Source organism: Serratia sp. T13T92, assembly GCF_047530105.1.
Taxonomy (GTDB): domain Bacteria; phylum Pseudomonadota; class Gammaproteobacteria; order Enterobacterales; family Enterobacteriaceae; genus Chania; species Chania fonticola.
On sequence record NZ_JBLJAK010000011.1, the window covers coordinates 1 to 26,565 of the forward strand.

Consider the following 26,565-nt stretch of genomic DNA (forward strand, 5'->3'; position numbering starts at 1 on the left):
ACCTGGCGGATTTCATCATGGTTCGGGTCGTAAAGACCCAGAAAGAAACCGAATATATGCCTGCAATACCTGTTCACCTTTTTCAAGAAAACACTGGCGTTATCGGGAGCGTCCATATATGCGCGATACGAGCCCCCAGGGACGGGATTACGGCGTGTCGGCGTTCTGCGTTATCCCCACCTGTTGAGCCGTGACAAACAGCGACTTAGCAATCAGGCGCTTTTCGCTACGTTGTCCACCAGCGACATCTCTTCACTGCTCAGCAGCTTTTCGATATCCACCAGGATCAGCATACGTTCACCGAGCGACCCCAAACCGGTAAGATATTCCGTCGCCAGCGTAACCGCAAACTCGGGGGCTGGGCGGATCTGATCCGTCGTTAACGACAGCACATCAGACACGCCATCCACCACGATCCCCACCACCCGCTGGCCAAAGTTCAGCACGATCACCACGGTGTTTTCATCATAAGAGACGTCCTGCTGGGCAAACTTCACGCGCAGATCGATAATCGGCACGATCACCCCACGCAGATTGGTCACGCCCTTGATAAATGCCGGGGTGTTGGCGATGCGCGTTACCTGATCGTAACCGCGGATCTCCTGAACCTTGAGGATATCAATGCCATACTCTTCGTTACCCAAGGTAAAAATCAGGAACTCCTGACCTACCGTTTCGCCAGCCAGTTTGCTGACGGCTGCAAGTCCTGCCATTTCGATCACCTTTAAATCAGTCGGTTAATAATTATGCGGCAGCGTCCGTCAGACGCTTTTCCCGGTTCAGCGTTTGCAGCGCCGAAACATCTACAATCAGCGCCACGCTGCCATCCCCCAGAATGGTGGCAGCCGAAATACCCGGCACCTTGCGATAATTGCTTTCCAGATTTTTCACCACCACCTGATGCTGACCGATCAGCTGATCGACCAGCAGCGCATAGCGGCGGCCTGCACTTTGCAAAATCACCACGATGCCCTGGGTGGCTTCGGTTTTGGCTCCGTCAACCTCAAACACCCGATACAGCTCGACCAGAGGCAGGTACTCACCGCGTACCTGAAGCACACGCTCCCCACCGGCCAGCGGATGCAAATCCTCAGCCTGCGGTTGCAATGACTCCATCACGGCATTCAATGGCAGAATGAACACTTCCTCATTCACCTTGACCGACATGCCGTCAAGAATGGCCAGCGTCAGCGGCAGTAAAATGCGGATTGAGGTGCCCTTCCCGGCCTGGAAATGGATTTCGACATGCCCACCCATCTCCTGAATATTTCGCTTCACCACGTCCATGCCCACGCCGCGCCCAGAAACGTCGGTCACCTGCTCAGCAGTGGAGAAACCCGGGGCAAAGATCAGCATGCCGACCTCTTCATCGCTCATGTTGTCACTCACCGCCAGCCCCTGTGAGGCAGCCTTGGCGAGAATTTTCTGGCGATTGAGACCGGCACCGTCATCGGTGACCTCAATGCAGATATTGCCGCCCTGATGTTCGGCGGACAGGATCAGATTACCGACTTCGGCCTTACCGGCGGCCAGGCGCGCAGCAGGTTCTTCAATACCGTGATCCAGGCTGTTACGCACCAGGTGCGTCAACGGATCGATAATGCGTTCAATCAGGCTCTTGTCCAGTTCGGTAGAGCTGCCCCGTAGCGTCAACTCCACTTGCTTGTCCAGCTTGCTGGCCAGATCGCGCACCAGACGCGGGAAACGGCTGAAAACGTACTCCATCGGCATCATGCGGATCGACATCACCGACTCTTGCAGGTCGCGAGCGTTTCGCTCCAGTTGGCTCATGCTGTTGAGCAGATCGCCGTGGTTGACCGGATCAAGGGAGCCAGAACGTTGGGCCAGCATCGACTGAGTGATCACCAACTCCCCCACCAGGTTGATCAGTTGATCGACCTTTTCTACCGCCACGCGAATGCTGGTGGACTCGCTAGCCTTGGCTTTGGGCTTCGGCGCTTCAGCCACCGTAGCGGGCGCGGTAGGTGTGACAACGGCAACGGGTTCCGGTGTGCTGATCTTCTCCACGGCCTTCGGCGGCGTGGAAAAGGCAATCTGCTCGGGTTCAAGCACAAAGCACAGCACCGCGCTGATATCCTCCTCACTGGCAGAGGTCAGTAAAGTCACCTCCAGGCTGGTCTCGGTCTGCTGCGGGTTTTCCACCTCGCCCAAATTGCCCAACTCTTCCAGCATCAGCGGAATTTCATTCGGCTTCAGACCGCTCAGGCTGATGCGCATCCCGCCTTCAATCGCAGCAGGAGCAGCAGCATGAACCACCGGTGAGGTTACCGTTACCGCCGCCGCAGGAGCATCCTGCTGTTGCGCTTCCAAAGCCAACTGCCGCAACGCCTGACAAATATACTCAAAGCTCTCGCTATCAGGTTGTTGCGACGTTTTATAGGCGTCCAGTTGCTCCTGCATAATGTCTTTGGTTTCCAGAAACAGGTTGATAATTTCGGTGCTCAGGCTCATTTCCTGACGCCGGGCACCGTCCAGCAAATTCTCCAGCAGGTGGGTAGTTTCCTGCAGCACGCTAAAGCCGAAAGTGGCCGCCCCGCCCTTGATCGAGTGGGCAGCGCGGAAAATCGCATTCAGTGGTTCAATATCCGGGGCCAGCGGATCCAGCTCCAACAGATGTTGCTCCATATCGGCCAGCAGCTCGTCTGCCTCATCAAAAAAGGTCTGATAAAAAGCGCTAATGTCCATGCTCACGGGGTCACCTCTGCTGTGAGTCGCTGTTAGTCGGTGAAGTGGCGGAAGGTGCCGCCGGAATAGCCGCTGTCGGCCCGGTTTCTGCGGCTTTCACCGCTACCGGAGGTTGCTCTGGCGTGCCCTGCGTTGCCGGCAGTTCGGCGGTTGGAGCAGGCGGCGACGACGGTAATTCCGGTGTCGCTATAACCGGTGCCGTCGCCTGCGGAGCCAGCTGCTTCAGGCCCTCCGGCTGATCGATTTCCGTAGCGCTGCTCTCCGCATTCTCGTGTTCTATCCCCTGCTGGGTTGCTTTGTTCAGCACCAGAATGGTGATCCGCCGGTTAACCGCATCATCACCGCCGTGCTGTTTCAGGTTCATGGTCGAGGCCATCCCAACCACCCGCAATACTTTGCCTTCGGCCAAACCACCGGCAATCAGCTCACGCCGCGAGGCATTGGCTCGATCGGCGGACAGCTCCCAGTTGCTGTAATAGCGCTCACCGGTAGCATAAGGCAGATCGTCGGTATGGCCCGACAGGCTGATTTTGTTCGATAATCCATTGAGGATCGGCGCTATCCCGCGCAGGATATCGCGCATATAGCTTTCCACCTGCGCGCTACCGGTCTTGAACATCGGCCGGTTCTGGCTATCGATAATTTGAATGCGCAATCCTTCGTCCATCATGTTGATCAGCAAATGCGGCCGCAGCGCTTTCAGACGCGGGTCCGACTCAATCAGCTCATCGAGTTTCTCGCGCAGCTTGTTCAGGCGCAGCTCTTCCGCACGCTTTTCCGGTGAATCCATCTGCTTTTTGACCAACCCTTGCTGCTGGGTTGGATCGTCCCCACCGCCCGGGATTGGACTGCTTTCCGAGCTGCTCTTGTCGCCGCTGGTCAGCGCCACCTTCAGTGGGGTACGGAAATATTCGGCTATCTGCGTCAACTCCTGCGGGCTGGCAATCGCCAGCAGCCACATCACCAGAAAAAACGCCATCATCGCCGTCATAAAATCGGCATAGGCAATTTTCCAGGAGCCGCCGTGATGACCGGCATGATGGGCTTTGCGTTTTCTGACCAGAATAACCGGGTGATTCTGTTTCATGCGTCCTGCTCTTCCGTCGCCTGCTGTGCCGGGGCTTTCACCTTACGCACATGCTCTTCCAACTCAATGAAGGAAGGGCGCTCCGTGGTGTACAACGTTTTACGGCCAAACTCGACCGCGATCTGTGGGGCATAACCATTCAAACTCGACAGCAAGGTAACCTTGATGCACTGCATCATTTTGGTGGTTTCGGCACTCTTCTGGCGCAGCAAAGTCGCCAGTGGGGAGATGAACCCATAGGCCAACAGAATGCCGAGGAAAGTGCCCACCATCGCATTGGCGATCAGTGCCCCCAATTCCGCCGCAGGCCGGTCAGCCGAAGCAAGTGCGTGCACTACCCCCATCACGGCGGCCACGATGCCGAAAGCCGGTAACGAATCGCCGACCATCGCCAGGCTCCCTGCGGGTACCTCGCTTTCCTGTTCGAAGGTTTCGATCTCTTCATCCATCAACGCTTCGATCTCAAAGGCGTTCATATTGCCGCTCACCATGAGTCGCAAATAGTCGGTAATAAATTCCACCAAGTGGTTATCGGCAAGAATGCGCGGATAATTAGAGAAAATTTCGCTTTCCTGCGGATTATCGATATCAAACTCAAGCGACAACATGCCCTGCTGGCGGGATTTGGCCATCAGCCGATACAGCAGCGCCATCAGATCCATATACAGTTCTTTGTTGTATTTTGAGCGGCGCATCAGCTTGGGAAGAGCGCGTAGCGTGGATTTGATCGCTTTACCGTTGTTGCCGACGATAAAGGCCCCCACACCGGCCCCCCCGATGATCAAAAATTCGGCAGGCTGATAGAGTGCGCCGAGGTGGCCCCCGACGATCATATAGCCGCCGAACACGGTTCCCAGAACCACGAGATAACCCAAGATAACTAGCACACGTATTCCTTAAATTCACAATATGGATGGAAGGTGAGTCAGCGCGGGTGAAAATCGGCAACAGCACGGGTCACCCCGAGAGCCCGGAGTACCGAGCCCTTGAGTTTCACCAGTCTGTGTTGCTGTATAAACCTGCAAGCAGGCTCAGACTGCGCGTTTAACCTGCTCTTCCAGCAGTTGTGGAATAATATCGGCCAGTTGCGGCGAAAGTTTACGTCTTTTTACTGCGCGGGATGGAGGTTGGCATAAACTGCAGACAAAACTGTTAAGCGGCTGGTGCGCATGGGTGATAAAAGCGCCACCACAGCAGCTGCAGGCGGATAGCTGCAACATACCGCTGTCGACAAAACGCACCAGCGTCCAGGCTCGTGTTAGCGCCAGCAGCGGGGGCTCGCCTGGCTGCTGCGGACACTGTTCCAAATACAGTCGATAGGCTTTGACCACGGCTTCAACCCCGTGGCACTGACCGCATTTGAGCAGGAACTGATAAGCATTGAAAAACATCGACGAGTGGATGTTTTGCTCCCAGGTCATGAACCAGTCGGTCGAGAATGGCAACATCCCTTTGGGCGGCGGACTGCCGCGTAATTCTTTGTACAGTTTGATCAATCGCCCACGACTAAGCTGCGTTTCGCTCTCCAACATCTGCAAGCGCGCGCCCAGCGTGATCAGTTCCATGGCGAGTTGAATGTCCTTGGCTTCCTGAACAATACTTTTCTCACTCATCATCAGGCTCTTTTCTTCGTCACACTACCGCCTTTACCCGATAGTTCTTTGAGTAAATGGCTCGATAGCAAAATGCCGGTGTGGATCTGTTGCAGATCGTCCACGCGAGATTCTTTCGTCAGGTGCTCGATAGTATTGTGGTCGTTGAAACGGAAGTGGCAAACCAGCTGATTAGTTTCTGCCAGTTTTACCATTTGCGGCAACGTGAGTTGCGACAGCGCATCCGCCATTGAGTTATCAATACCCAGACGGAACATTGCTGACGCTTTTTCATCGTTAATCAGACGCTGTGCCAGAAGCAAATATGACAAATTAATGTCATAAATATGTTTAAGTAGTTCAGACGTACCCATATTCCCATCCCGACAGACTATGTTTAAAAACATACGCTGGGTGATAAATTATCGCCCATGACCTGGGTTCATTCCCAAAGTTGGCAAACAAATCCCTGTACGCCAGCCGCGACAACTGCGCGACTATACACATTTCGGGTTGTTACTCAGTATTTTGATACACATGCAATTGCATGTATGGATATACAGCATCCTGCTTCAAAAGTGTGTTTTTCGTAAGACGATTTTTACAAATATAATAAGATTAATCTTAATAACAGCGCAACTCTACCCCCGATCACTTAGCCCACACAACGTAAGTGACCTGCAATTTTAAAAACAATGTGACGTAGATCACAAAAATAAAAAATATCCACCTTGAAAAGGCCAAATTCTGACCAATTATTAACCTCCGAGCTGTGCAATAAATACGCTAAAGTAAGAAAAGGTCTTAAAAACTAGGTTTTATAGCCTAAAAATACGCGTTTTTAGATCAATTCGAACAAAAGCTTAACTAAAGCCAAATCACAGAGAAAAAATCTGCCACCCTGCCACCAGAGCAGCTTAAAATACTGATTGTCATTTAAAACCAGCTCCTTATGAATAAAATTACCCGCTAAAACATCCCCGACTGAAAAGTAAGATTTAACTTGGGTCGCTGTTTCAATTTTCGACAGAGCGACTCATGCGGTTAAAGGTGCAGTATTTTGGGCTGAACAAGTTAACAGAAGTAACAATGTGTTTCGTGGTAAGGGAGTCGACAGGGGGGCAAGTCAGAAAAGATAATGCCAACTAACGTTGCTCAGCAAGGAAAGTCGCAAATTGATTTTTACTTAGCATTTTAATTATTATTTAAGATATCCGACCTATTATATGGAAAATTCCTAATCCCCATGACAAAGATCAAAAAGTGCATTAGGTCATCTATGCTTTATTGTCTAGCTATTTCTTCAGCGCTGGCGAGATTATGCTTGAGCCTTACACCTCTTTAGCAAAAATTTTGAATGCGCACAATGAAAATACATCGGGCATCCACTTTATGCCGTTGCCGCCAAAACCACTGCCATTATCATTTTCTTTGCTATAGGCATAGAAACGTAGCGCTATGCTGGCAAACGTCTCCTGAGCCAATAAGGTAAGATTCCCCCTAATTGACAGTTTATCTGTCAAGATATATTGCCCAGATGCTCGGCACATATTATCATTCGGGGGTGCCTCCTCCCCTACCAGGGGTATTTTGGCTAAGCGTGTTCCATTTACTCACTTTTCTTTTATTTTGCCTGGCGACATCTCTTCATCTTGTGGCGATTTCTGCGAATATGTGAGATTTTTCTTTCCGCTTTAATACTATTAATAGGCTATGTTTTAACTATGACAAGTACGATCGATTACCTGATGACGTTTCGCAAATGTTCCAGCCTGGACAGCCTGGAAAAAGTCTACGACAAGCTGAATTACTCACTGACGGACGACAATGAAATGAGCAACATGTACCGTGCTGCGGATCATCGCCGTGCGGAACTGGTCTCTGGCAAACTGTTTGACTTGGGTAGGGTGCCAAAGTCACTCTGGGCACAGGTGCTTTAATCCCGCAGACAGTGATGCGCGCATCTTTTTATCTTTTATGGCGGAATCTCTTCCTTGCCCTGGGGTTTAGCGTTGCGCGTGATACAAACCACATTTATTGCGCAGGCATTGCTCTACCCTTTAAGCACACATTCAGGCAAACGGGAGTAGAACATGGGATATCACAACGTTCTGGTTACGGTGGCAGTTGCAGCGGACAGCCACCGGCTGGTAGAGAAAGCCGTCTCCATCGTGCGCCCCTGTGATGGGAAAATCACGCTAGTCAGCATCATTGCCAATACCGAGATTTTCCCCGCCCCCATGCTGGGTGACCTGCGAGCGTTGATGGAGGAAGAGACGCTGCTGTTTATGGAAGAACTGTGCCTACGGGCAAACTATCCCAATATCGCTACGCGGATCATTCACGGCGAGTTGGGCGACTGCCTGGCCTACGCCAACCAGAAGCAACCCTTTGATCTGGTCATCTGTGGCAACCATAGCGATAGCATGATGAATAAAGTGGCCTGCTCCGCCGCGCGCTTTATCAATACCAGCAGCATTGACGTGCTGATCGTTCCGCTATAATGCACAGTCATCACCTCCAGTTGGCTATTCAAGGTGGACCGCTTTTTTCTTCTAACAAATTAAGTGAGTCGTAAGCAATACCTGCTCGCCAATGAAGCATCGTTTACTCTACAATTCCCCCTTAATATCATCATCAGCGTCAATATATGATATCGGAATTATCGCAACCCCATCAATATAACCAATATCAAATATCACTGTTACCTATAGTTGACAACCAGATTTCGGTCGTTATTTTTCATCACGATATAAGAAAGTGTTCAACGAACATTCCGTCACCGCAACTATTACGCAATACTTTTCAACACGGTTCCCGCTACGCTTTTTACGTTATCGCATAAGTGCGCACATAACGCTATTTTCCACTGCGACAGATTAACTAGACTAGCCAGTACCTGAACGCCTTTCGTTCAACACCGTCGCCAAGGAGTCATCGATGTCTCAGCAAGCGCATAACCGCCGTTTTGTTTTAGCTTCACGCCCTCACGGGGAACCGCAGGCAGACAATTTCCGCCTCGAAACCAACCCCCTCCCTCAGCCCGCAGCAGGGCAGTTGTTGCTGCGCACGGTTTATCTTTCATTAGATCCCTATATGCGTGGCCGTATGAGCGATGCGCCCTCTTATGCCCCCCCGGTACAGATAGGCGAAGTGATGGTCGGCGGCACAGTATCCCGCGTGCAGGCCTCACAACATCCAGACTTTAACGTTGGAGATTGGGTGCTCGGTTACGATGGGTGGCAAAGCCATGCGTTGTCAGACGGCAGCGGCCTGCGTAATCTGGGCGCCAAACTGGATCACCCTTCCCGGCTCCTTGGCGTATTAGGGATGCCCGGGTTTACCGCCTATATGGGGCTGCTGGATATCGGCCAGCCACAGGCGGGCGAAACCTTGGTGGTCGCGGCAGCCAGCGGAGCCGTAGGTTCCGTGGTAGGTCAGATTGCCAAGCTGAAAGGATGCCGCGTGGTGGGTGTGGCGGGTGGCGCAGAGAAATGCCGCTATGTGGTGGATGAACTGGGATTTGATGCCTGTATCGATCACCGCTCGGCCGACTTTGCGGCCCAACTGGCGGAAGCCTGCCCCCAGGGCATCGATATTTACTATGAAAACGTCGGCGGCGCAGTGTTTGATGCGGTTATTCCTTTGCTCAATACCAAGGCACGTATCCCCGTCTGTGGCATTATCGCCCATTACAGCGCGACCGAGTTACCACCTGGCCCAGATCGCTTGCCGTTGTTACAAGGCCTGATCCTGCGTAAACGCATCAAGATGCAGGGTTTTATCATCTTCGATGATTACGCAGAAAGCTTCGGCGAGTTTCTACAACAGATGGGGGAATGGGTCAGCCAGGGCAAGATCAAATTCCGCGAGGACGTAGTCGACGGGTTAGAGAATGCCCCTCAGGCCTTTTTCGGACTGCTGAAAGGGAAAAACTTCGGCAAGCTGATTATCCGCGTCGCCGAGGAGTGATCCTCTGTTCAGGGCGCTATGCGCCCTGAACCCTTTACGCAACGTTCAGATCTTGGTTACCGACTGGCAAATCTCCAGATCAAAGTAACCATCAGCCACGCAATCATTGAGATAATGTTCATAGCAAACGCCCTCAGACGGCCGATAGCCGCTGGCGGGTAACAGTTGCTGGTAAAAATTACGCCAAGGGGTGGCGAAATCCCCATCGGTGATCCGCACCCGGTACACGGCGTACTCTCCTGCGGGCAGGGTTTGTATCACCATGTTTTCGCTGCCGGCAGGCAGCACAAAATCATCGGCAACGGTAAACACCACGTCGGCACGCAGGTTTTCCGCTGCGACCTGGTTCGGATCGTCCCAATAGAGTACCAGCCATTTCCCCACGGGAATGCCTTGCCGTTGTTGCCAGGCCATCAGTTGCTGAAAACCCAGTGGGACTGATTGCGCATAAGGCCCCACAACCCGCACGCCAACGGCCTTTTCTACCGGTTTTTGCTCAATTCTTACCGCCATTGTCATCACTCCTCTCGCCTATGTCCGGAACAGTAGAGTCAAGCGCCAATTTCGGTTCGTACATCCAGCAATTCAGGGAAAAATGTCAGTTCTAACGCCTTCTTCAAGAAACTAACGCCGCTGGAGCCGCCGGTACCCGATTTAAAACCAATGATCCGCTCGACCGTTTTCATATGGCGAAAACGCCATAGATGGAAGCTTTCCTCGATATCCACCAGCTTCTCGGCCATTTCGTAGGCCGCCCAGTAGGTTTGCGGATTATCGTAAATCAGTTTGAACACCGGTAACAGCTCTGGATTGCGCTGGTAAGGCTGGGTCCAGTCTCGTTCAATGCATGCCTGAGGTACCGCAAGACCGTGGCGGGAAAGGTAGCGGAGGAATTCGTCATACAGGCTCGGGGCTTCGAGGATCGCTTTCAGCGCCGCATGTTTTGGCGCATCGTCGCTGAAGACGGCCAGCATGGCGGCATTTTTGTTACCCAACAAAAACTCGATCGAACGATATTGATGGGATTGGAAACCCGAAGAGTTACCCAGCACACCACGGAACTCCACATATTCCGACGGAGTCAGCGTTTCCAGCACCGCCCATTGCTCAAACAGCAGGCGCTGGATCTGCTTCACCCTGGACAGGATCTTGAAGCAGTGGCTGAGCTTATCCTGCTGTACCAGAGTCCTGGCGGCCTGCAGTTCATGCAGCATCAGTTTCATCCACAGTTCCGAAGTCTGGTGCTGTACAACAAACAGCATTTCATCATGATGCTGTGGGTTGGAAAGTGGCTGCTGACAATCCAGTAGTTGATCCAGGCACAGGTAATCACCGTAGCTCATGCGCTTGGAAAAATCGGTGACGATGGCGCTTTCTAGTTCCCGCTGATTCATGTTCTCTCTCCGTGTCGCTCACGCTTTTGGCAAACGTGACGCGCATTGCTGGTTAGCAAGTGAAGAGAAGACAATAGTTCATACTGGCAACATTAACGTAACAATTAACGAGAGCTGCCTCGCAGATCTGGTACTGACATCAGGTTTAAACGGGCGCTGCATGCAGCACCCATACAAACAGAACATTCAGAGCACATCCAGCAGCCATTTTTGCGCAGGAGTCAGTCGGCTAGCCGTTTCTTCCTTCAACCAGCGGCGCTGGTCTTGCTGAGCGATATCTGCGCGGTCGATATAGAGTGCGTGCAATACCCTCCGCCGGGTACCGATTCTGTTCTGAGTCCCTCCATGCCAGGTGTGCGCGTTGTAGATCATTACGCTACCGGCAGGGGCTGCAAAAACAATTTCATCGGGATGTGCCAAGTCGGGATCGGCCAACACATCTTCCGGCAGTTCCGGCCGCAGGTGCGTTCCGGCGATAATCCGCGGCGCGCCGTTCTCCGCACTCAAGTCATCAATCGCCCATATCGCATTGACCAAGTGTACTTTGGGAAAATCGGGGCGCGGCTTTTTCCAGTCGGCATGCAGAGGCTGATGGCCGCCACAGTGCAAGGCTTCACGGGCATTGAGGCTCGATACCTTGAACTCACCGTTGAAAATATAGCGGCAGGCAGACAGGATCAGCGGGTGCGACCACACCTTTTCCCACACCACACCTTTATTCACCATGTTGGCAATGCGCGTTGCCGTCGCTTCCTGATGGTGCTCAATAGCCAGGTTATCCCCTTCTTTCTCCACCAGCTCATCAATAAGATTGCGCATCGCCACCAGCCAGTCAGGATCGGCCACGTTGTGCACCACGGTATACCCCAACGTATCAAGCTCCTGCTTCATCTGTGCCGTTAACTCGATGCCGGCTCCTAAAGCCTCCAGGTATATCTCGGATTGACGCTGCATCATGATTTCTCCATTTACTTTTTGATAACATAACGGCAAATTTACTGGAAGCCTGGGCCAAAAACAGGGGGCTTTTACTACGAAATACTGGACGCAGATGTACGCCAGCCAAAAATGTGACCTGGGTCATAAATGTGCAAAAGCCCCTTGAACGCCGGGAAATAACACCTTAATTGCGCTGCCCGCTTGGGTTTACCATCATTCCTAAATGCATCGTTAACCGCCGAAGCGCACTGGAGATCGCGATGTCTGAAACGCTAGTTACCCTGCTTGAACAGCTGATTGCCCATCAGAATGCGATCCAGGTAAGGTTCCCTGAGCCCACTTTTCCCGCCCCGCCACTTGCCTTCTGCGTACCTTTTCCGCGGCTTGAAATAGTGATCGAAGGGGAAGTCGAAGATCAGTGTCTCCCTTTGGCAAATAACACGCTCTCCAGCTATCAGGTGCTTTATGTCCCTGCGGGCAAATGGAGTTTTCCGCAATGGACTCAGCCAGCCACCACGCTGAGCATCTTGTTCAGTAAGCAAAAGCTGGGTTTCAGCCTGCAAAGATGGGACGGGCAAACGCTGTGTGAAACGCAAAAACAGCACGTTGCACGGCGTGGGCCCAGAGTCGGCTCATACCTGCTGCTGGCGATGAATGAGGTTTTGCTGCAACCTGATGCATTGACCTCGCAGCTGATCTTTACCGCGTTGGTCAGCCACTGCCTGGAACAGCTCACAGGCCAAGGGCAAACCGTCAGTAAAAGCCAGGAACTGCTGCTGGCCATACAGGATTACCTTGATGACCACGCTGGGTTGCCGTTAACACGGGAAAGCGTTGCCAAACGATTTCATATTACCCCTAACTATCTGTCCCACCTGTTCCAAAAATCTGGCCCCGTCGGTTTCAATGAGTACATCACCGGGGTGCGCCTCGAGCGGGCGAAAAATCTATTGCGTGGCTATGATCTGAAGATCAAAGAGATCGCTCATAACTGTGGGTTCGACGACAGTAACTATTTTTGCCGGATATTCAAAAAGCATACCGATCGTTCCCCGTCGGAATACCGCAGGCATTGCCGCAGCCTGTAGCAATATTGCTGATTGGTGTAGGGGCCGCATGATGCAGCCCCTAAGAAACGGGTGATTGAGGTTTATCACCGGGCGTAACGCCCGGCGAAAACACAGATTAGAACCACTTGCCAAAGCGGCGGATGTAGTAACGCTTCATCAATTGCGCCACCACACAGTAGCTGACCAGCGTGGCCACCAGCCAAGGGAAATACTCCCACGGCAGCGGTTGCAACCCGACCCATGCCCCGAGCGGCGAGAACGGAATATAGATACCGAGTGCCATAATAATCCCGGTGGTCAACAACACCGGCAGCGCCGCTGTGCTCTGAATGAATGGGATCTTCTGGGTACGCAGCATATGCACTACCAGCGTCTGAGACAGCAATCCTTCAATAAACCAGCCGGACTGGAACAGAGCTTGATGCTCTACGCTATTGGCGGCAAACACGAACCACATCAACGCATAGGTAGTGATGTCGAAAATCGAAGACGTCGGCCCAATCCACAGCATAAAGCGACCAATATTCTTGGCATCCCATTTGCGGGGTTTACGCAGGAACTCTTTGTCCATCTTGTCCCACGGCAGGGAAAGCTGGGAAATATCGTACATCAGGTTCTGTAACAGCAGGTGGATCGCCAGCATCGGCAGGAACGGAATAAACGCACTGGCCACCAGCACCGAGAACACGTTGCCGAAGTTGGAGCTGGCGGTCATGTTCAGATACTTGATGATATTGCCGAAGGTTTCACGCCCTTTGATCACCCCTTCTTCCAGAACCATCAGGTTCTTTTCCAACAGGATGATATCGGCGGATTCCTTGGCGATGTCAGTACCGGTATCGACAGAAATGCCCACGTCGGCATCGCGTAACGCCGGAGCGTCGTTAATGCCATCCCCCAGGAAACCCACGGTGTGGCCATTAGCCTGCAACATTTTCAGCACGCGTGATTTTTGCAGCGGCGTCAGCTTGGTAAATACCGTACGCTGCTCAACTTCACGCATCAGATGGGCATCGTCCATCTGTTCAATCTCCAGGCCCGAGAGCGGCGTTCCCGGTTCCAGGCCAACGTCACGGCAGATTTTACAGGTGATTATCGGGTTGTCGCCGGTCAGCACTTTCACCGCCACGCCATTTTCCTGCAGGGCAGCAATCGCTTCACGAGCGCTCTCTTTTGGCGGATCGAGGAAGGTCAGCAGGCCTTCGATCACCAGATCGCGTTCATCCACAATACTCAGTGGCAGAGTGCAACCTTCCAGACCCAGATCTCGCGTTGCCAGCACCAGCACGCGGAAACCATCTTCATTATACTGGCACGCCAAAGCCTGCAAATCGGCACGGCGAGCCTCGTCAAGCGCCAACACCTCCTGCCCGACACGGACGTGAGTGGCGATCTCCAGCATCTCTTCAACTGCACCTTTGCAAATCAGCAGTTGGCGCTGTTGTTCATCCTGTACCACGATCGACAAGCGACGACGTATAAAATCAAACGGCAGCTCGTCAACCTTGCTGTAGCGCCCCAACGCCTCAACGCCTGGCTGGCCCTGGCCAAAACGGATCACCGCCTGATCCATCAGGTTCTTCATGCCGCTCTGATGGAAGCTGTTCAACCAGGCTAAATGCAGCACGTGGTTATCCTTGCTGCCGTTCACGTCCAGATGGTGTTCCAGAATGATGCGATCCTGCGTCAGGGTGCCGGTTTTATCGGTACAGAGCACGTCCATCGCGCCAAAGTTCTGGATCGCATTCAGCCGCTTGACCACCACCTTGCGGCGCGCCATGGCAATTGCGCCTTTCGCCAGGTTCGAGCTGACAATCATCGGCAGCATTTCCGGCGTCAGCCCCACGGCGACCGCCAAGGCAAACAGGGCCGCCTCCGTCCAGTCTCCCTTGGTGAAACCGTTAATCAGCAAAACGATCGGCACCATCACCAACATAAAGCGGATCAGCAGCCAGCTAACGCTGTTTACCCCACGGTCAAAGGCAGTTTGCGAACGGGTACCGACGATCGACTTAGCCAGAGAGCCAAAGTAGGTGCGGCCACCGGTCGCGACCACCACCGCCGTCGCCGTTCCGCTGGCCACGTTGGTGCCCATCAGGCAGATATTGGCCAACTCCAGCAGTTCGCTTTCGCTGGAGGCATCAATCTCGCTGGACTTTTGGCTCACGCCGGCCAAGGCATCGTATTTTTCGATTGGGATAGCTTCGCCGGTCAAGATGGCCTGGCTGATAAACAGATCGCGTGAGCTGAGCAAACGAAGGTCCGCAGGTATCATGTCCCCGGCGGAGAGCTTGATAATATCGCCCGGAACCAACTCACGAATGGGAATTTCCACCGCTAACGCCTGGGTGCTGAAATTACTGCGGCGCAGCACCGTTGCCGTGGTACGCACCATCGATTTGAGTGATTCGGCCGCTTTATTGGTGCGGTATTCCTGCCAGAAACGCAGCAACCCGCTCAACGTAACCATAATCAGGATAATGATGACGCCGGTAAGATCGGTTTCCTCGCCGTTTTGCATGGGTAACCAGTAATCGGTAAAGAAACTGATCCCTGCCAGCACCATCAACACAAAGATAAACGGGTTGTTAAACGCGCTGACTAACTGCACCAGCGCATGCGGTGCCTTCTCATGGGCAACCTGATTACTACCGAAATACTGCAAACGCTCCTGGGCATCTTCCTGAGTTAATCCGATGCGGTTACAGTTCAAATTAGCCAACGTTTGATCGAGGCTGTTCTTTGCCTCGAGAGCAATGGCATACGGCTCGCGCTGTTTATCACGGCGGCGGCTATTTTCTTTAATATGGGTCATGACGCTATTCTCTTTTTTTACTTTGCACACAGGGTTACCCCGCCCGTAATAACGGGTGAACATGCACAAAGTGGAATTTACTTTATTGGCGTAGCTAAAGTAACGCTAATAACTTTAACTATGCAGTAGTAATAAAATCTCTGGGGGGTGCTTGCATAACACATCCTTATCACCTGTCAGGTGAAGGTTATTTATCGTTAAACGGGTAATTCTGACGCCACGCGCCAATGCACGGCACTCACGCTGCGTTCTAAACTAATACGGCAGACAATGCCCTCAATCTCTTTTTGCGCGGCCGGATTAGCCACAATTTCCGCACAGACTTCCAACTGACCAGGAATGGCAATATCGGCGCTACGCAGCGATTGCAGACGTAATGCCACGCCGTTCAATGCCTGTAGGATCAGGGTACGAACCAGGATTTCATCCTGCTCCCCGCAGGTGACCTGGACACGATAACGCAGCTCCAGATCCACCGCCTGCTGCTGGGGTTGCAGGTTAATGCGCTGCGCCGCTTCACGCAGCAGGATATTGGCACACAGGATCACCAGGGTAGCGCAGACGGCTTCCCAATGCTGCCCCAGGCCACATAGCACGCCGATGGCCGCAGAGCACCACAAGGTAGCCGCCGTGTTCAGGCCGCGGATATTCAGCCCTTCCCGCATAATCACACCGGCACCGAGAAAACCGATACCGGAAACGATCTGCGCAGCAATACGCCCCGCGCTGGAAGGCTCGGTGTCAAAAGAGCTCAGGATAAACACTGCGGCCCCGGTCGCAACCAAAGAATTGGTACGCAAGCCCGCCATACGCTGACGCCATTGACGCTCGGCACCAATAACGGCGCCCAGACCCATTGCCAGGAATAAATTCAGGATAAAAGGAGTCATAGCCATGATCTTCCCCTTAATTAATCATTGAGGTTGAATCATGTGCTGTTAAGCACACGCGAAATCGCGCCGATAATTAATCAGCGAGTCAGCGTTTGAGTGCCTGGAGGGAAAAGGCCGTGGTAATGGTTAAATACCATAATAATATCCGAATCAATACGCCCAATGCGCAAGCGCCTCGGGGACAACAATCATGTTCGGGTTGGCACAGCTCGGAATAACTAGAGAGGGGTGCTGCCCGCCGTGTTCGGCAAGCAACAAATCACGGGAGATTGGTCAACTTGCCTTTATTATTTCGCTACTACTGCAACTGTCCAATTGGTTTTCTCCACGGTGATTTTGGCTGGAGTATAATGACATGAAGTTGTGAAGTAAAGGTTATATTATTAAACGAAGCCTAAACCGAGTATTACCCTTATTTAATGACTGTTATAGGCACAATAATATAAGAGGGCTAATCGGGCTCAGCAATGGGCCCCTACGCTACGAGCTGTTGCTGTAGCCAGTTCAGTAACGCTGCTACCTCAGGCGATAAGCCGGCGGCTTGTGGCCACACCAGATAGACATCGCTATCATTCAAATGCAGCGCGGCCGCCAAAGGCACCAAGCGCCCTGCTGTAATCGCATCCTGCGCCAACACGGCCTTCACCAGCGCAATACCAAACCCCTGCTCGGCTGCGCGCAGCAGTAACCCTGCATCATTGAACAGCGCTAACTGTTGCCCACCGCCAATTCTCCCTACGGCGCTAAACCAGCTATGCCAGGGAGTGACGTCATGCTCAAGCAGCGGGATCTGTGGATCTCCAGCATCAAACGCCTCCTGCCATTGCCTGGCCAGCTCCGGGGTCGCTACCGGCAGCACTACTCCTGAGGCGATACGCTGAGCCTGAACGCCTAGCCATTGGCCATCACCAATGCGGATCGCGGCATCGAATCCTTTGCGGTCGAGATCCTGAATCGCCAGCGAGGCGTCAATATCCAACCGGATCCCAGGGCAAGCACGATGAAACTCTGCCAATCTGGGCAACAACCAGTAATGCGCAAAGGAAGGCAGCACGCTGATGCGCAACATCTGGCTGACCGCTACCCGTCTGGCTCGTTCAACGCCCTGTTGCAAAGCGAGTAAGGCAGGCTCAGTTGCCGCCAGCAGTTCGCGCCCCGCGGCATTCAGCCGTACCCCACGCCCGGAGCGGTCAAAGAGTGGGTAGCCAATAGCCTGTTCGAGCTGCTGAATTTGTTGGCTAACGGCACCATGAGTCAGGCTGACGCGTTGCGCCGTGGCACGCAAATTCTCCAAACGGGCAGCGATCACAAAGGTTGGCAAAAGATGCAGGGGAAGACGCTCATTCATTACTGGTTAGCCTTACTATCCAAAAGGGTCATTTTTTATCGATATTAGCACTGATCAGGATCGCCTATAGTGCAAACCTACTGGCCCCTAACCCAAGGCATGACCATGCACCCACGTTTGCAGCAGGATCTCGACGATTTACCCCACATACTTAACCATACCAACCAATTGGCGCAGGGCTTCCTTGCCAGCTTGAGCCAGCGCGCGGTATGTCCGCCCTTGGCCGACCAACAGTTGCAAACCGGCGACGATCGGTTGGCCGAAGAGGGTTGCGGGGCATTAGCGGCGTTAGAAGAGTTTTGGCAACGCTATGAGGCTGGCCTTTCCGGCAGTGCCGGGCCGCGTTACTTTGGTTTTGTCACCGGCGGCAGCACCCCTGCGGCGCTGGCTGCCGACTGGTTGGTTAGCACAGCCGACCAGAATAGCCAACTAAGCCATGATACCGTGGCGGCCGCGATCGAACTGGCAACGATTGAGCAATTGAAAACCCTGCTGCAACTGCCCGCCGACTTCAGCGGTAGCTTTGTCAGCGGTGCCACCATGGCCAACTTCACCGGGATCGCCATCGGCCGCCAGTGGTTAGGGCAACAGCGCGGGATCGATGTTGCACAGCTTGGCTTGGCCGCCTTGGGGCCAATTCAGGTCCTTTCCGCCAATGCCCATGCCAGCAGCGTGAAAGCGCTCAGCATGCTCGGTATTGGGCGTGATGCTTTAAAGTCTATTGCCAGCCAGGCTGATTGCGAAGCTATTGATATCGAAGCGCTGGAGCGTCATCTGGCCGCCACGCCAGATATCCCGACGATAGTGCTCGCCAGCGCAGGCACGGTAAATACCGGCGTTTTCGACGATCTGCCCCGCCTGCTGGCACTACGTGCACGCTATCCCTTCTGGTTGCATGTTGATGCCGCCTTTGGTGGGATCGCGGCCTGTTCTCCCCGCTTGGCCCATCTGCTGGACGGTTGGCACCAAGCGGACTCAATCACCGTAGATGCCCATAAATGGCTGAATGTCCCTTATGACAGCGCCATTCAATTTACCCGTCATCTGGCATTGCAGATGCAGGTGTTCCAGAATCACTCGGCCTATCTGGAGGCCCCCACGTTGCGCCCAGACAACTATTTGCACCTGACGCCCGAGAACTCGCGGCGTTTTCGCGCCCTGCCCTTGTGGATGGCATTGAAAGCCTACGGCAGCAGCGGTATGCGGGAGATCGTCGAGCGTAACGTAACGTTAGCGCGATATTTAGGTGACGGATTGGCGGCCAGTGAAGGCTTCCGCCTGCTGGCCCCTGTGGATCTGAACATCGTGTGCTTTGCGCTGAAGGGCGTTACAGGCGATACCACCGCCGCACGCAACCGCTTCATCGATCGCTTGGATCGGCACGGCGTGGTGCGCTGCACGCCCACCAGCTATGCGGGCCAACCGGGTATTCGGGCAGCCCTGGTGAATTGGATGACTGAAGAACAGGATATTACTTTGGCGCTGGCATCAATGCAGGCTTGTCGGGCTGAGGTCTGAAAGTGGCGAGGCTTTGCTTCTGTTGGCCGTCGGTTGTGATATTCAACGGCGATAGCCAGGCGGTAAACGCCTCGCGCAATACCGGCCATTCACCATCAATGATGGATAGCCAGTCCGTGTCGCGATTGCGCCCCTTTCTGGTCATTGCCTGGCGAAAAGTCCCCTCAAAGGTGAAGCCCATACGCAGTGCAGCCTCGCGAGAGGGGGCATTCAGACGATCGCATTTCCATTCGCAACGGCGAAAGCCCAAGTCGTCAAAAGCGTGCTTGAGCATCAGAAAGATGGCTTCACTCCCCATCGCACGCCGCTTCATCAAGGGTGACCAGTTGATCATCCCCAACTCGACCACCCCGTTGGGTTGATCGATGTTCAAGAAAGCACAGGTGCCGACCGCTTTACCGGTAGTCGCATCAATCACCGCCAGGGTGTTTCTACCCTGGGTTGCCAGCTGTCGCTGCAAGTACTGTTGGAAAACAGGCAGCTCCGTGGGGCGTTCACTAGACAGATAGGTCCAGTCACGCCCGTCTTCCGCCAGTTGGTAGGCATGAAACAACTCATCAGCACGGCGCGCGATATCCATCGGCTGCAAGCAGCAGAAACGCCCTTGGAGACTCTGTTTTCCCGGTTCACCCGCAGGTTGCCAGCCCTCAAGCGCTGTACCAATGGGTTGCCCAAACTGATTGTGATCCACCTGTCCTCCTGATCGTGAGTTGAAATCGCATCTAGCAGCATTTCGATGTCTCTGCGCAGTAAGAAGATACGTCAGGAAAATCGATATGTCGCGGATAAGTTATTCACCCCGGAATCATTAACAAATGAATAATTTACATTAGTTATTTAATTAACGACCACATGGTTAGCAGAACTACTTATTTTGACTTGATTCCATTCATAGACGCCTTCCTCAAACACATAAAAGTAACTAAGAATCGTTACCATTGGAGCCAATACATTGATACAATCAATTGAATAAGCAAACTTAATGGCGTTTGGTGATGAAACAGAAGCAACAAAATCAGTCAAAAGACCGCCAACTCTGGCGTCACAGCGAGCCATAAGCCACCCTTAAGAATCATCTTATTGACGGAAAATAGTACCACGATGAAAATAGCTAACCTTAGCAACAAATTTAAGGCTGACTACCCGGCGTCCAGTGATATTTCCAGCCGAAAAGTCACCACAGCATAATAAGTCGACTTAAGCTAAACTGATGCTTTTGATAGATTTAAAAATATAATTCGAAAAGACGTTGAGTCATGCCGGTTTTATTGATAGAAAGTTGCATTCATAAGATGTGATTTTTTTATAACTTTTAGCCTTTTATCTTCAGGCTTTTCTTTTTATAACCGCGTGGAAACGGACTTAAGCAGGGGGCTTTATGCCAATAATCATTATGGATTCATGCAGTTACACTAGACTAGGATTAACCGACTACCTGACGTCGCACGGGTTGAAAAAGCGCCAGATTAGCGCCGTCAATCATATCGACGGCCTGCATGAGAAATGCACCAAACTTAAGCCTAATATGGTATTCCTGAATGAAGACTGCTTCATCCATGAGGCGGATGCGACGGAAAGAATAAAACGCGTGATCTCTCTTAATCCCGATACTTTATTCTTTATTTTCATGGCCATCACCAACGTACATTTCGACGATTATTTATACGTCCGCAAGAACGTGATCATCTCGTCAAAATCAATTAAACCGCAAACCATGAGCCAGTTGCTCACCCACTACCTCGAAAGAAAGCTGATTCGCCCGGAAAAAAGCTCGCTGGATCAGACACCTGTCACTCTAAGCCAAACCGAGTCAAACATGCTACGCATGTGGATGTCCGGCCAAGGCACCATCCAGATCTCCGATCAAATGCAGATCAAGGTGAAAACCGTCTCTTCCCATAAGGGAAACATCAAAAGAAAGATCAAAACCCACAACAAGCAGATTATCTACCATGTTGTCCGCCTGACCGACACGCTTACCAGCGGCATTTTCGTCAACAGCCGTTAATAGCCATTACGGCCAAATAAAGTGACAGCGGAACGCTGTGGTTAGAGTACGACAGAAAAACGCCCGTTTTCAGCGGCAATGCTGCCGCTACGGGTATTTAGGCAGGCTTTCAACACCGCATGACCATGCGGCCAGGTTTCAGCCCACCTGCCAGACCGGCGGCAAGCTGTTAATTGCAGGAAAAAATTTAATCCTGTTCAGCACTGCGCAGTTCTACAAAGGTGCCATCGCGGCTATCGATCTCATTGAAGAACCACACGCCCGCCGGGTAATCTTCCAGTGACACCAGATACATCGTGCCTTCATTAAACACTTCCACTTCCAGCACTACCCCTTCCCGACGAGGGCCGCCGTCGGTCTTTACCGTCACCAGATCGTTAACTTTCATGCTCTACCTCGTTATTTATCTCGGATATCAGTCTATTACAGTTGACGAAAAGAACCCACCATTGCGTATGCGGCGATGACTACTAAAGCTTAGCAGAATGTCAGGCTGGTCTTTCAGAGCTCTGACATACGACCGTGAACGGTTTTTCCGCCTATTGGCTCAAATCGCAGACACAAAAAAACCCGCCTTGGCGGGTTTTTGTTAATCAGCGAGAGGCCGATTAGATAGCGGTAACGTTAGCCGCTGACGGACCTTTAGCACCGTTCTCGATAGAGAACTGTACGTTCTGGCCTTCAGCCAGGGTCTTGAAGCCTTGATCCTGGATTGCAGAGAAGTGTACGAACACGTCTTTGCTGCCGTCTGCAGGAGTGATGAAACCAAAACCTTTAGACTCGTTGAACCACTTCACTTGACCTTTGATCATGTTAGACATGTTGAATTCCTTCAATAAAAAATTTAAGCCACCATGGGCATGAAATAGCCGGTCATCAGTTACTTATGGAGGCACTAGAAAGGAAATTCGTCAGTGAAGAGCTATCAAGGATAACGCTTTAAATTTGAACTACTTTACTCAAAATGTCGTGCATAAATAGGTCTGTACCACAGGCCGAGAATCATTAACTCATGTTGGGCGTTTAATAGCAACTCTTTTTAGCTCGTGAGGCTGGAAAGGGAGAGCGAACGCACAGAATTTGCTCCCCGCTGGCGAAATTATCGGCGTTATCTTGTGGATTTCACTGACAATGGTGGTAACGCGGCGCCACAAAATTTACAAAACTTCGCCTCAGTTTCATGCCCACCACAGTCGCATTGCACACAATGGCGCTCTTCCCGATAGCGCCGCATCTCCTGCGACATGTAGGCGGTCAGGATGCCCGTAGGCACCGCAATAATCGAATACCCAACCAGGATCAGCACCGAAGCCAGCATCCGCCCTAAGGCCGTATGAGGCACAATATCGCCGTATCCCACGGTGGTTAACGTGACTACCGCCCAGTACATCGACGCGGCAAGGCTGGTAAATCCACCAGCGCCCCCTTCCACCGCGTACATCAAGCCGCCAAACACGCACAGCATCACGCCGACAAAGCCAAAGAACATCGCCAGCTTATGGCGCGCCAGCTTGATGCTGCGCCAGACAATACCCATCTCGCTCATGTAGCGTAACAGTTTCAAGACCCGCAACACGCGCAGTATCCGCAACACACGCAGCAGAACGACATACTCCACCGCCATATGCGGGAATAGCCAGATGATATACATCGGCAGCATCGTCAACAGATCGACAATGCCAAAAAAGCTGATGGCATAACGCTCTTTACTCGGCGTGCACCACAACCGCAACAGATATTCCGCAGTAAAAATGACGGTGAAAAAGACCTCAGCCAAAAGCAACTGATGAAGCACTTGAGCATTGGGGGTATACACCGAGCTGCCGCCGGGTTCGAGAAACAGCAACAGCACGCTGAGCAGCGCCGAGCTCACCCAAAATAACTGCATCCTGCGCCCGATTCGGGTTTGGTTACCGAACAACAGCTGGTAGCTACGCTGGCGCAGGGTTTGTTTTCGCACTTTGTTGGTCATAATCCAATGTCTGGTCAAAAGGTTTGCGCTCATACTAAATCCGAACCTGCGCACAACCAAATTTACCCCATGACAGGATCAGGAGAGAACGAGCGCCAGGCCGCAAAATGGCCCGACGTCATATTTTCATCACAAAAATGTCACAATCCAGCCATATGATGGCTAGCGATTATCCGCTCCGGGTTAACACCAAGGATTTCGCCTATGAACACCGTAAAAGCCATTAATCACCAGCAGGCAGAGACGCTGATCCGCTCAGGATCGGCGAAAAAGATTGAGCTGGCCTATGACATTGACAGCGACGATTTTTTCCAGCTCGCCAGCCTGTGGTGCGATCAGGGTGCCAAGATTTCCAAAGGCAAAAAGCACTTTATCGTCTCGCTGAAAGGTTTTCGTATTCCGCCAAACGACTGATCCTCTGCCCTCTTTGCGGCGGTATCTCTGCTTATCTAGACAAAACCGCCCTTTCGCACACATGCCAACTCTGTTATCCCTATAAGATAATCCAGCCGGGAATACCCCGAATACGCAGATTGATCAAGGAGAACGGCATGTCATCCAACGCACAACTACCTGAAAACATGAAGGTCATCGAAATCAGCCAGCCGGGCGAACCAGAGGTTCTGGTGAGTGCTGAACGCCCGTTACCAGTATTGGCCCAAGGTGAAATACTGGTGAAAGTCGCTGCCGCCGGCGTCAACCGCCCAGATGTTATGCAACGCCGTGGGCAATATGCCCCACCTCCGGGCGCCTCGGACATTCCCGGGTTGGAAATTGCTGGCACGGTGGTGGCCGTTGGCGTTGGGGTACAACGTTATGCCCCGGGTGATGCCGTATGTGCGCTGATCGCCGGTGGGGGCTATGCCGAATACTGCAAGGTGCATGAAAGCAATGCGCTGCCGGTCCCGAAAGGCTTCAGCATGATAGAAGCCGCCGCCATGCCAGAAACCTTCTTCACCGTTTGGGTCAACGTATTTCAACGTGGTCATCTTCGGGCCGGGGAAACCGTGCTGATCCACGGTGGTACGTCAGGCATTGGCACGGTTGCCACCCTGTTGGCCAAAGCCTTCTGCGCCTATGTCATTACTACCGTTGGCTCTGAAGAGAAACGTGAGGCCAGCCTGGCGTTGGGTGCCGACGTCGCCATCAACTATCGCACCGAAGATTTTGTCGAACTGACCAAAACCGCAACCAATGGCAAAGGGGCCGATGTCATCGTCGATTTGATCGCGGGGGATTACGTGGAGAAAAACTACCGTGCCGCTGCAATGGACGGGCGTATCGTACAGATCGGCACACAAAATGGGGTAGTGAAAGAACTGAACCTGATGCCACTGCTGCTGAAGCGCCTGACCCATACCGGCTCAACGCTGCGGGCGCGCAGTGTGGAAGATAAAGCCCAGATCGCTGCCGAACTGGAACTCAAAGTGTGGCCGTTGCTGGAACGCGGGGAGTTAAAACCGCAGATTTTCCAGACGTTCCCGTTGGAGCAAGCCGCACAGGCCCATGCCTTGATGGAGTCCAGTGCGCATATCGGTAAAATTATGCTGACCCTGTAATGGCAACCCTCCGGCTAGAAACCGGAGGGTAAATATCAGCCGAACAGTTTACCTTTCAGCAAATCCATCCCGGCGCTCATCAGATCGCCGCCCTGTGGCTCCTGACCATTGGGTGACAGTTTGTCAGTGATCATCGGCAAATACTGGGCAATCAGGGCAGAAGCCTGCGCCGGATCGATCCCCAATTTGCCAGCCAGTTGTGCAATGGCATCAGTACTTAACGCCTGCTCAACGTGTTCGCCACTGATTGGCTGATTTTCACCCGTACCGATCCAGGAGGCGACCACGTCCGCCAAATTTCCTTGGCGGAATTTGTCCAGGATAGCCGGCAGGCCCCCTTGCTGTTCAACCCACTGCAAGATGGCGCTGTAATCCATGCCTTTACCACCGCTCAATGCCCCGACTAACCCATCCAATAATCCCATCGCTATCCCCTTCTCAAACGCTGTACGTTTGTTGCATTTAAAAGAAAAGGGCCGCCGCAGCGACCCCTATTGATCGAACCCGGCTTAGCTTCTGATCTTTCTGTAGACAAAAAGCACCACCAGAGCACCGATAACGGCAACCACAAAGCTGCCCAGGTTAAAGCCATCAACCCGGCCCATACCGAAGAAGGTACTGATATAGCCGCCGACAACTGCACCCACCACACCCAGGATCACGGTCATGATAAAGCCGCCGCCGTCTTTACCCGGCATGATCCACTTGGCCAAAATACCAGCGATTAACCCAAAAACGATCCAGGAAATGATACCCATTTTTACTCTCCCCAATTGACCCATTGCCCGAACTTGCTGGCAACAGCATTATCAAAACGTTCACCGTCAGAGACCACCCTCTGACAGTATTTACGTCTCTGTACCTTACTACTATAGTCAAAAATCAGCGAGTTACCTACCTCTTGCAGTCTGAAAATCACCGTGTGAAATTTGTGCAATTTTCATCCAGCTGTCATCTTGTGTGGCGATAATCAGCTATACTAAATGATGCTCAACTGAACTTCGACCGAGGATAGCGCCATGAGCAACCCCCCTTTCATGCTGTTTTTGGTTTTGGTTTATACCTTGGCCGCCGTGTGGGATGGTTCCGCTGCGCAGTTGTTTATGTGAAAGTCGTCGGCCAAACAGCCATTAACCATTCCTGACCAAGACATTTTTATTCTATTCGGCGCTCCTTTGGTCGAACATCTTCACTCCCTACAAATTCAGCAACCTTGCAGGGCATAGGATCCAAGAGGAGGAACTATGTTGATTCAACCCTATCTGTTTTTTGCCGGTGACTGCGAGCAAGCGGTGAATTTTTATGCCCAGCAGCTAAACGGCAATATAGAAATCATAATGCGTTACAAAGATATTCCGGCAGAGGAGCAGCAAAATGGGCCGCCCAATGCCGATCCTGAGTCGATTATGCATGCCAGGCTGGTGATCGGGGATAACGTCATTATGGCATCGGATGGATGTCCGGCCGACCCAGGCGGGCAGACACATAGTGGGTATTCACTGTCGATCCTCAGTGAAAACGTCGAGCAAGGTGAGGAAGTGTTCAACCGGCTAGCCCAAGGTGGCACCATCACCATGCCTTTCCAACCGACCTTCTGGGCCAAGGGCTTTGGCATGCTGACCGATAAGTTCGGTGTCAACTGGATGGTCAACGTCGAGTAGCCGCATGGTGCAGTGCCTGGCTGTGAGGATA

The 26,565-nt window shown here is 52.5% G+C and carries 29 protein-coding genes; 9 read left to right on the forward strand and 20 right to left on the reverse strand.

What is annotated here, in order from left to right:
- Positions 1–212 precede the first annotated feature (212 nt).
- From cheW to ACMV5I_RS12825, 7 genes are all read right to left on the reverse strand, one after another.
- Complete coding sequence (gene cheW / locus ACMV5I_RS12795) at positions 213–713, reverse strand: chemotaxis protein CheW (RefSeq protein ID WP_021180924.1); 501 nt, start codon at positions 711–713, stop codon at positions 213–215.
- A 31-nt stretch (positions 714–744) separates the two neighbouring features.
- The gene (gene cheA / locus ACMV5I_RS12800) at positions 745–2,712 is read right to left on the reverse strand and encodes a chemotaxis protein CheA (RefSeq protein ID WP_024485785.1); all 1,968 of its coding nucleotides are present in this window, start codon (positions 2,710–2,712) and stop codon (positions 745–747) included.
- Between the two features lie 4 nt (positions 2,713–2,716).
- Entirely contained in the window at positions 2,717–3,793 is a 1,077-nt protein-coding gene (gene motB, locus ACMV5I_RS12805; protein WP_414824506.1) for a flagellar motor protein MotB, read from the reverse strand.
- Complete coding sequence (gene motA / locus ACMV5I_RS12810; protein WP_021180921.1) at positions 3,790–4,680, reverse strand: flagellar motor stator protein MotA; 891 nt, start codon at positions 4,678–4,680, stop codon at positions 3,790–3,792. Before motA ends, motB begins: the two co-directional genes overlap by 4 nt.
- A gap of 144 nt (positions 4,681–4,824) precedes the next feature.
- Positions 4,825–5,409, reverse strand: coding sequence for a flagellar transcriptional regulator FlhC (gene flhC / locus ACMV5I_RS12815; protein WP_021180920.1), 585 nt, complete (start codon positions 5,407–5,409; stop codon positions 4,825–4,827).
- The gene (gene flhD / locus ACMV5I_RS12820; protein ID WP_121607180.1) at positions 5,409–5,759 is read right to left on the reverse strand and encodes a flagellar transcriptional regulator FlhD; all 351 of its coding nucleotides are present in this window, start codon (positions 5,757–5,759) and stop codon (positions 5,409–5,411) included. The genes flhC and flhD overlap by 1 nt, the downstream gene beginning before the upstream one ends.
- A 957-nt stretch (positions 5,760–6,716) precedes the next feature.
- Positions 6,717–6,908, reverse strand: a complete 192-nt coding sequence (locus ACMV5I_RS12825) for a hypothetical protein (protein ID WP_141132481.1) — start codon at positions 6,906–6,908, stop codon at positions 6,717–6,719.
- 201 nt (positions 6,909–7,109) lie between these two features.
- On the opposite strand from ACMV5I_RS12825, the gene ydgT reads away from it, so the two are divergent.
- The 3 genes from ydgT to ACMV5I_RS12840 all read left to right on the forward strand — a co-directional run bounded on the left by ydgT (position 7,110) and on the right by ACMV5I_RS12840 (position 9,357).
- Positions 7,110–7,325, forward strand: a complete 216-nt coding sequence (gene ydgT / locus ACMV5I_RS12830; protein WP_024485780.1) for a transcription modulator YdgT — start codon at positions 7,110–7,112, stop codon at positions 7,323–7,325.
- A 153-nt stretch (positions 7,326–7,478) separates the two neighbouring features.
- A complete protein-coding gene (gene uspC, locus ACMV5I_RS12835) occupies positions 7,479–7,889 on the forward strand; it encodes a universal stress protein UspC (RefSeq protein ID WP_174334296.1) in 411 nt (136 codons plus the stop codon).
- A gap of 436 nt (positions 7,890–8,325) precedes the next feature.
- Complete coding sequence (locus tag ACMV5I_RS12840; RefSeq protein ID WP_024485778.1) at positions 8,326–9,357, forward strand: NADP-dependent oxidoreductase; 1,032 nt, start codon at positions 8,326–8,328, stop codon at positions 9,355–9,357.
- A 45-nt stretch (positions 9,358–9,402) separates the two neighbouring features.
- Here ACMV5I_RS12840 and sbmC read toward each other — a convergent pair whose 3' ends face one another.
- The 3 genes from sbmC to ACMV5I_RS12855 all read right to left on the reverse strand — a co-directional run bounded on the left by sbmC (position 9,403) and on the right by ACMV5I_RS12855 (position 11,705).
- A complete protein-coding gene (sbmC, locus tag ACMV5I_RS12845) occupies positions 9,403–9,870 on the reverse strand; it encodes a DNA gyrase inhibitor SbmC (protein WP_046808338.1) in 468 nt (155 codons plus the stop codon).
- Positions 9,871–9,908: 38 nt separating this feature from the next.
- Positions 9,909–10,751 carry a tryptophan 2,3-dioxygenase gene (kynA, locus tag ACMV5I_RS12850; protein ID WP_414824508.1) on the reverse strand — a complete coding sequence of 281 codons (843 nt, stop codon included), beginning with the start codon at positions 10,749–10,751 and terminating at the stop codon, positions 9,909–9,911.
- 186 nt (positions 10,752–10,937) lie between these two features.
- A complete protein-coding gene (locus ACMV5I_RS12855) occupies positions 10,938–11,705 on the reverse strand; it encodes a phytanoyl-CoA dioxygenase family protein (RefSeq protein ID WP_414824555.1) in 768 nt (255 codons plus the stop codon).
- Positions 11,706–11,950: 245 nt separating this feature from the next.
- Between ACMV5I_RS12855 and ACMV5I_RS12860 the strand changes: the two genes are divergently transcribed.
- A complete protein-coding gene (locus tag ACMV5I_RS12860; protein ID WP_414824509.1) occupies positions 11,951–12,778 on the forward strand; it encodes a helix-turn-helix transcriptional regulator in 828 nt (275 codons plus the stop codon).
- A 97-nt stretch (positions 12,779–12,875) separates the two neighbouring features.
- Here ACMV5I_RS12860 and mgtA read toward each other — a convergent pair whose 3' ends face one another.
- From mgtA to ACMV5I_RS12875, 3 genes are all read right to left on the reverse strand, one after another.
- Positions 12,876–15,575, reverse strand: coding sequence for a magnesium-translocating P-type ATPase (mgtA, locus tag ACMV5I_RS12865; protein ID WP_414824510.1), 2,700 nt, complete (start codon positions 15,573–15,575; stop codon positions 12,876–12,878).
- Between the two features lie 197 nt (positions 15,576–15,772).
- A complete protein-coding gene (locus tag ACMV5I_RS12870) occupies positions 15,773–16,471 on the reverse strand; it encodes an MgtC family protein (protein ID WP_021180910.1) in 699 nt (232 codons plus the stop codon).
- Positions 16,472–16,943: 472 nt separating this feature from the next.
- Positions 16,944–17,816, reverse strand: coding sequence for a LysR substrate-binding domain-containing protein (locus ACMV5I_RS12875; protein ID WP_414824511.1), 873 nt, complete (start codon positions 17,814–17,816; stop codon positions 16,944–16,946).
- Positions 17,817–17,921: 105 nt separating this feature from the next.
- Between ACMV5I_RS12875 and ACMV5I_RS12880 the strand changes: the two genes are divergently transcribed.
- Positions 17,922–19,334: a pyridoxal phosphate-dependent decarboxylase family protein gene (locus tag ACMV5I_RS12880; protein WP_414824556.1), complete on the forward strand. Its 1,413-nt coding sequence runs from the start codon at positions 17,922–17,924 to the stop codon at positions 19,332–19,334.
- Here the strand turns inward: ACMV5I_RS12880 and ACMV5I_RS12885 are convergent.
- Entirely contained in the window at positions 19,288–20,025 is a 738-nt protein-coding gene (locus ACMV5I_RS12885) for a GNAT family N-acetyltransferase (RefSeq protein WP_414824512.1), read from the reverse strand. The genes ACMV5I_RS12880 and ACMV5I_RS12885 overlap by 47 nt on opposite strands.
- Positions 20,026–20,171: 146 nt before the next feature.
- Positions 20,172–20,390 (reverse strand): hypothetical protein, encoded by a 219-nt coding sequence (locus ACMV5I_RS12890; RefSeq protein WP_414824513.1) that lies wholly within the window; start codon positions 20,388–20,390, stop codon positions 20,172–20,174.
- Between the two features lie 322 nt (positions 20,391–20,712).
- On the opposite strand from ACMV5I_RS12890, the gene rcsA reads away from it, so the two are divergent.
- Positions 20,713–21,342 carry a transcriptional regulator RcsA gene (gene rcsA, locus ACMV5I_RS12895; protein WP_414824514.1) on the forward strand — a complete coding sequence of 210 codons (630 nt, stop codon included), beginning with the start codon at positions 20,713–20,715 and terminating at the stop codon, positions 21,340–21,342.
- 187 nt (positions 21,343–21,529) lie between these two features.
- Here rcsA and dsrB read toward each other — a convergent pair whose 3' ends face one another.
- From dsrB to ACMV5I_RS12910, 3 genes are all read right to left on the reverse strand, one after another.
- Positions 21,530–21,730 (reverse strand): protein DsrB, encoded by a 201-nt coding sequence (gene dsrB, locus ACMV5I_RS12900; RefSeq protein ID WP_021180904.1) that lies wholly within the window; start codon positions 21,728–21,730, stop codon positions 21,530–21,532.
- Positions 21,731–21,950: 220 nt separating this feature from the next.
- Complete coding sequence (gene cspE / locus ACMV5I_RS12905; protein ID WP_004946278.1) at positions 21,951–22,163, reverse strand: transcription antiterminator/RNA stability regulator CspE; 213 nt, start codon at positions 22,161–22,163, stop codon at positions 21,951–21,953.
- Positions 22,164–22,450: 287 nt separating this feature from the next.
- Positions 22,451–23,347 (reverse strand): ion transporter, encoded by an 897-nt coding sequence (locus ACMV5I_RS12910; protein WP_237734237.1) that lies wholly within the window; start codon positions 23,345–23,347, stop codon positions 22,451–22,453.
- A 171-nt stretch (positions 23,348–23,518) separates the two neighbouring features.
- Between ACMV5I_RS12910 and ACMV5I_RS12915 the strand changes: the two genes are divergently transcribed.
- Together ACMV5I_RS12915 and ACMV5I_RS12920 are read left to right on the forward strand one after the other, a co-directional pair.
- Positions 23,519–23,728, forward strand: a complete 210-nt coding sequence (locus ACMV5I_RS12915; protein WP_021805739.1) for a hypothetical protein — start codon at positions 23,519–23,521, stop codon at positions 23,726–23,728.
- Positions 23,729–23,865: 137 nt separating this feature from the next.
- Positions 23,866–24,873: an NAD(P)H-quinone oxidoreductase gene (locus ACMV5I_RS12920; protein ID WP_202809899.1), complete on the forward strand. Its 1,008-nt coding sequence runs from the start codon at positions 23,866–23,868 to the stop codon at positions 24,871–24,873.
- Positions 24,874–24,908: 35 nt separating this feature from the next.
- Here ACMV5I_RS12920 and ACMV5I_RS12925 read toward each other — a convergent pair whose 3' ends face one another.
- Positions 24,909–25,298 (reverse strand): YidB family protein, encoded by a 390-nt coding sequence (locus ACMV5I_RS12925; protein WP_021180899.1) that lies wholly within the window; start codon positions 25,296–25,298, stop codon positions 24,909–24,911.
- A gap of 84 nt (positions 25,299–25,382) precedes the next feature.
- Positions 25,383–25,631: a GlsB/YeaQ/YmgE family stress response membrane protein gene (locus tag ACMV5I_RS12930; protein ID WP_021805741.1), complete on the reverse strand. Its 249-nt coding sequence runs from the start codon at positions 25,629–25,631 to the stop codon at positions 25,383–25,385.
- Positions 25,632–26,117: 486 nt separating this feature from the next.
- Here ACMV5I_RS12930 and ACMV5I_RS12935 point away from each other — a divergent pair, with 486 nt between their 5' ends.
- Positions 26,118–26,534, forward strand: coding sequence for a VOC family protein (locus ACMV5I_RS12935; RefSeq protein WP_414824515.1), 417 nt, complete (start codon positions 26,118–26,120; stop codon positions 26,532–26,534).
- The last annotated feature ends 31 nt before the right edge of the window (positions 26,535–26,565 follow it).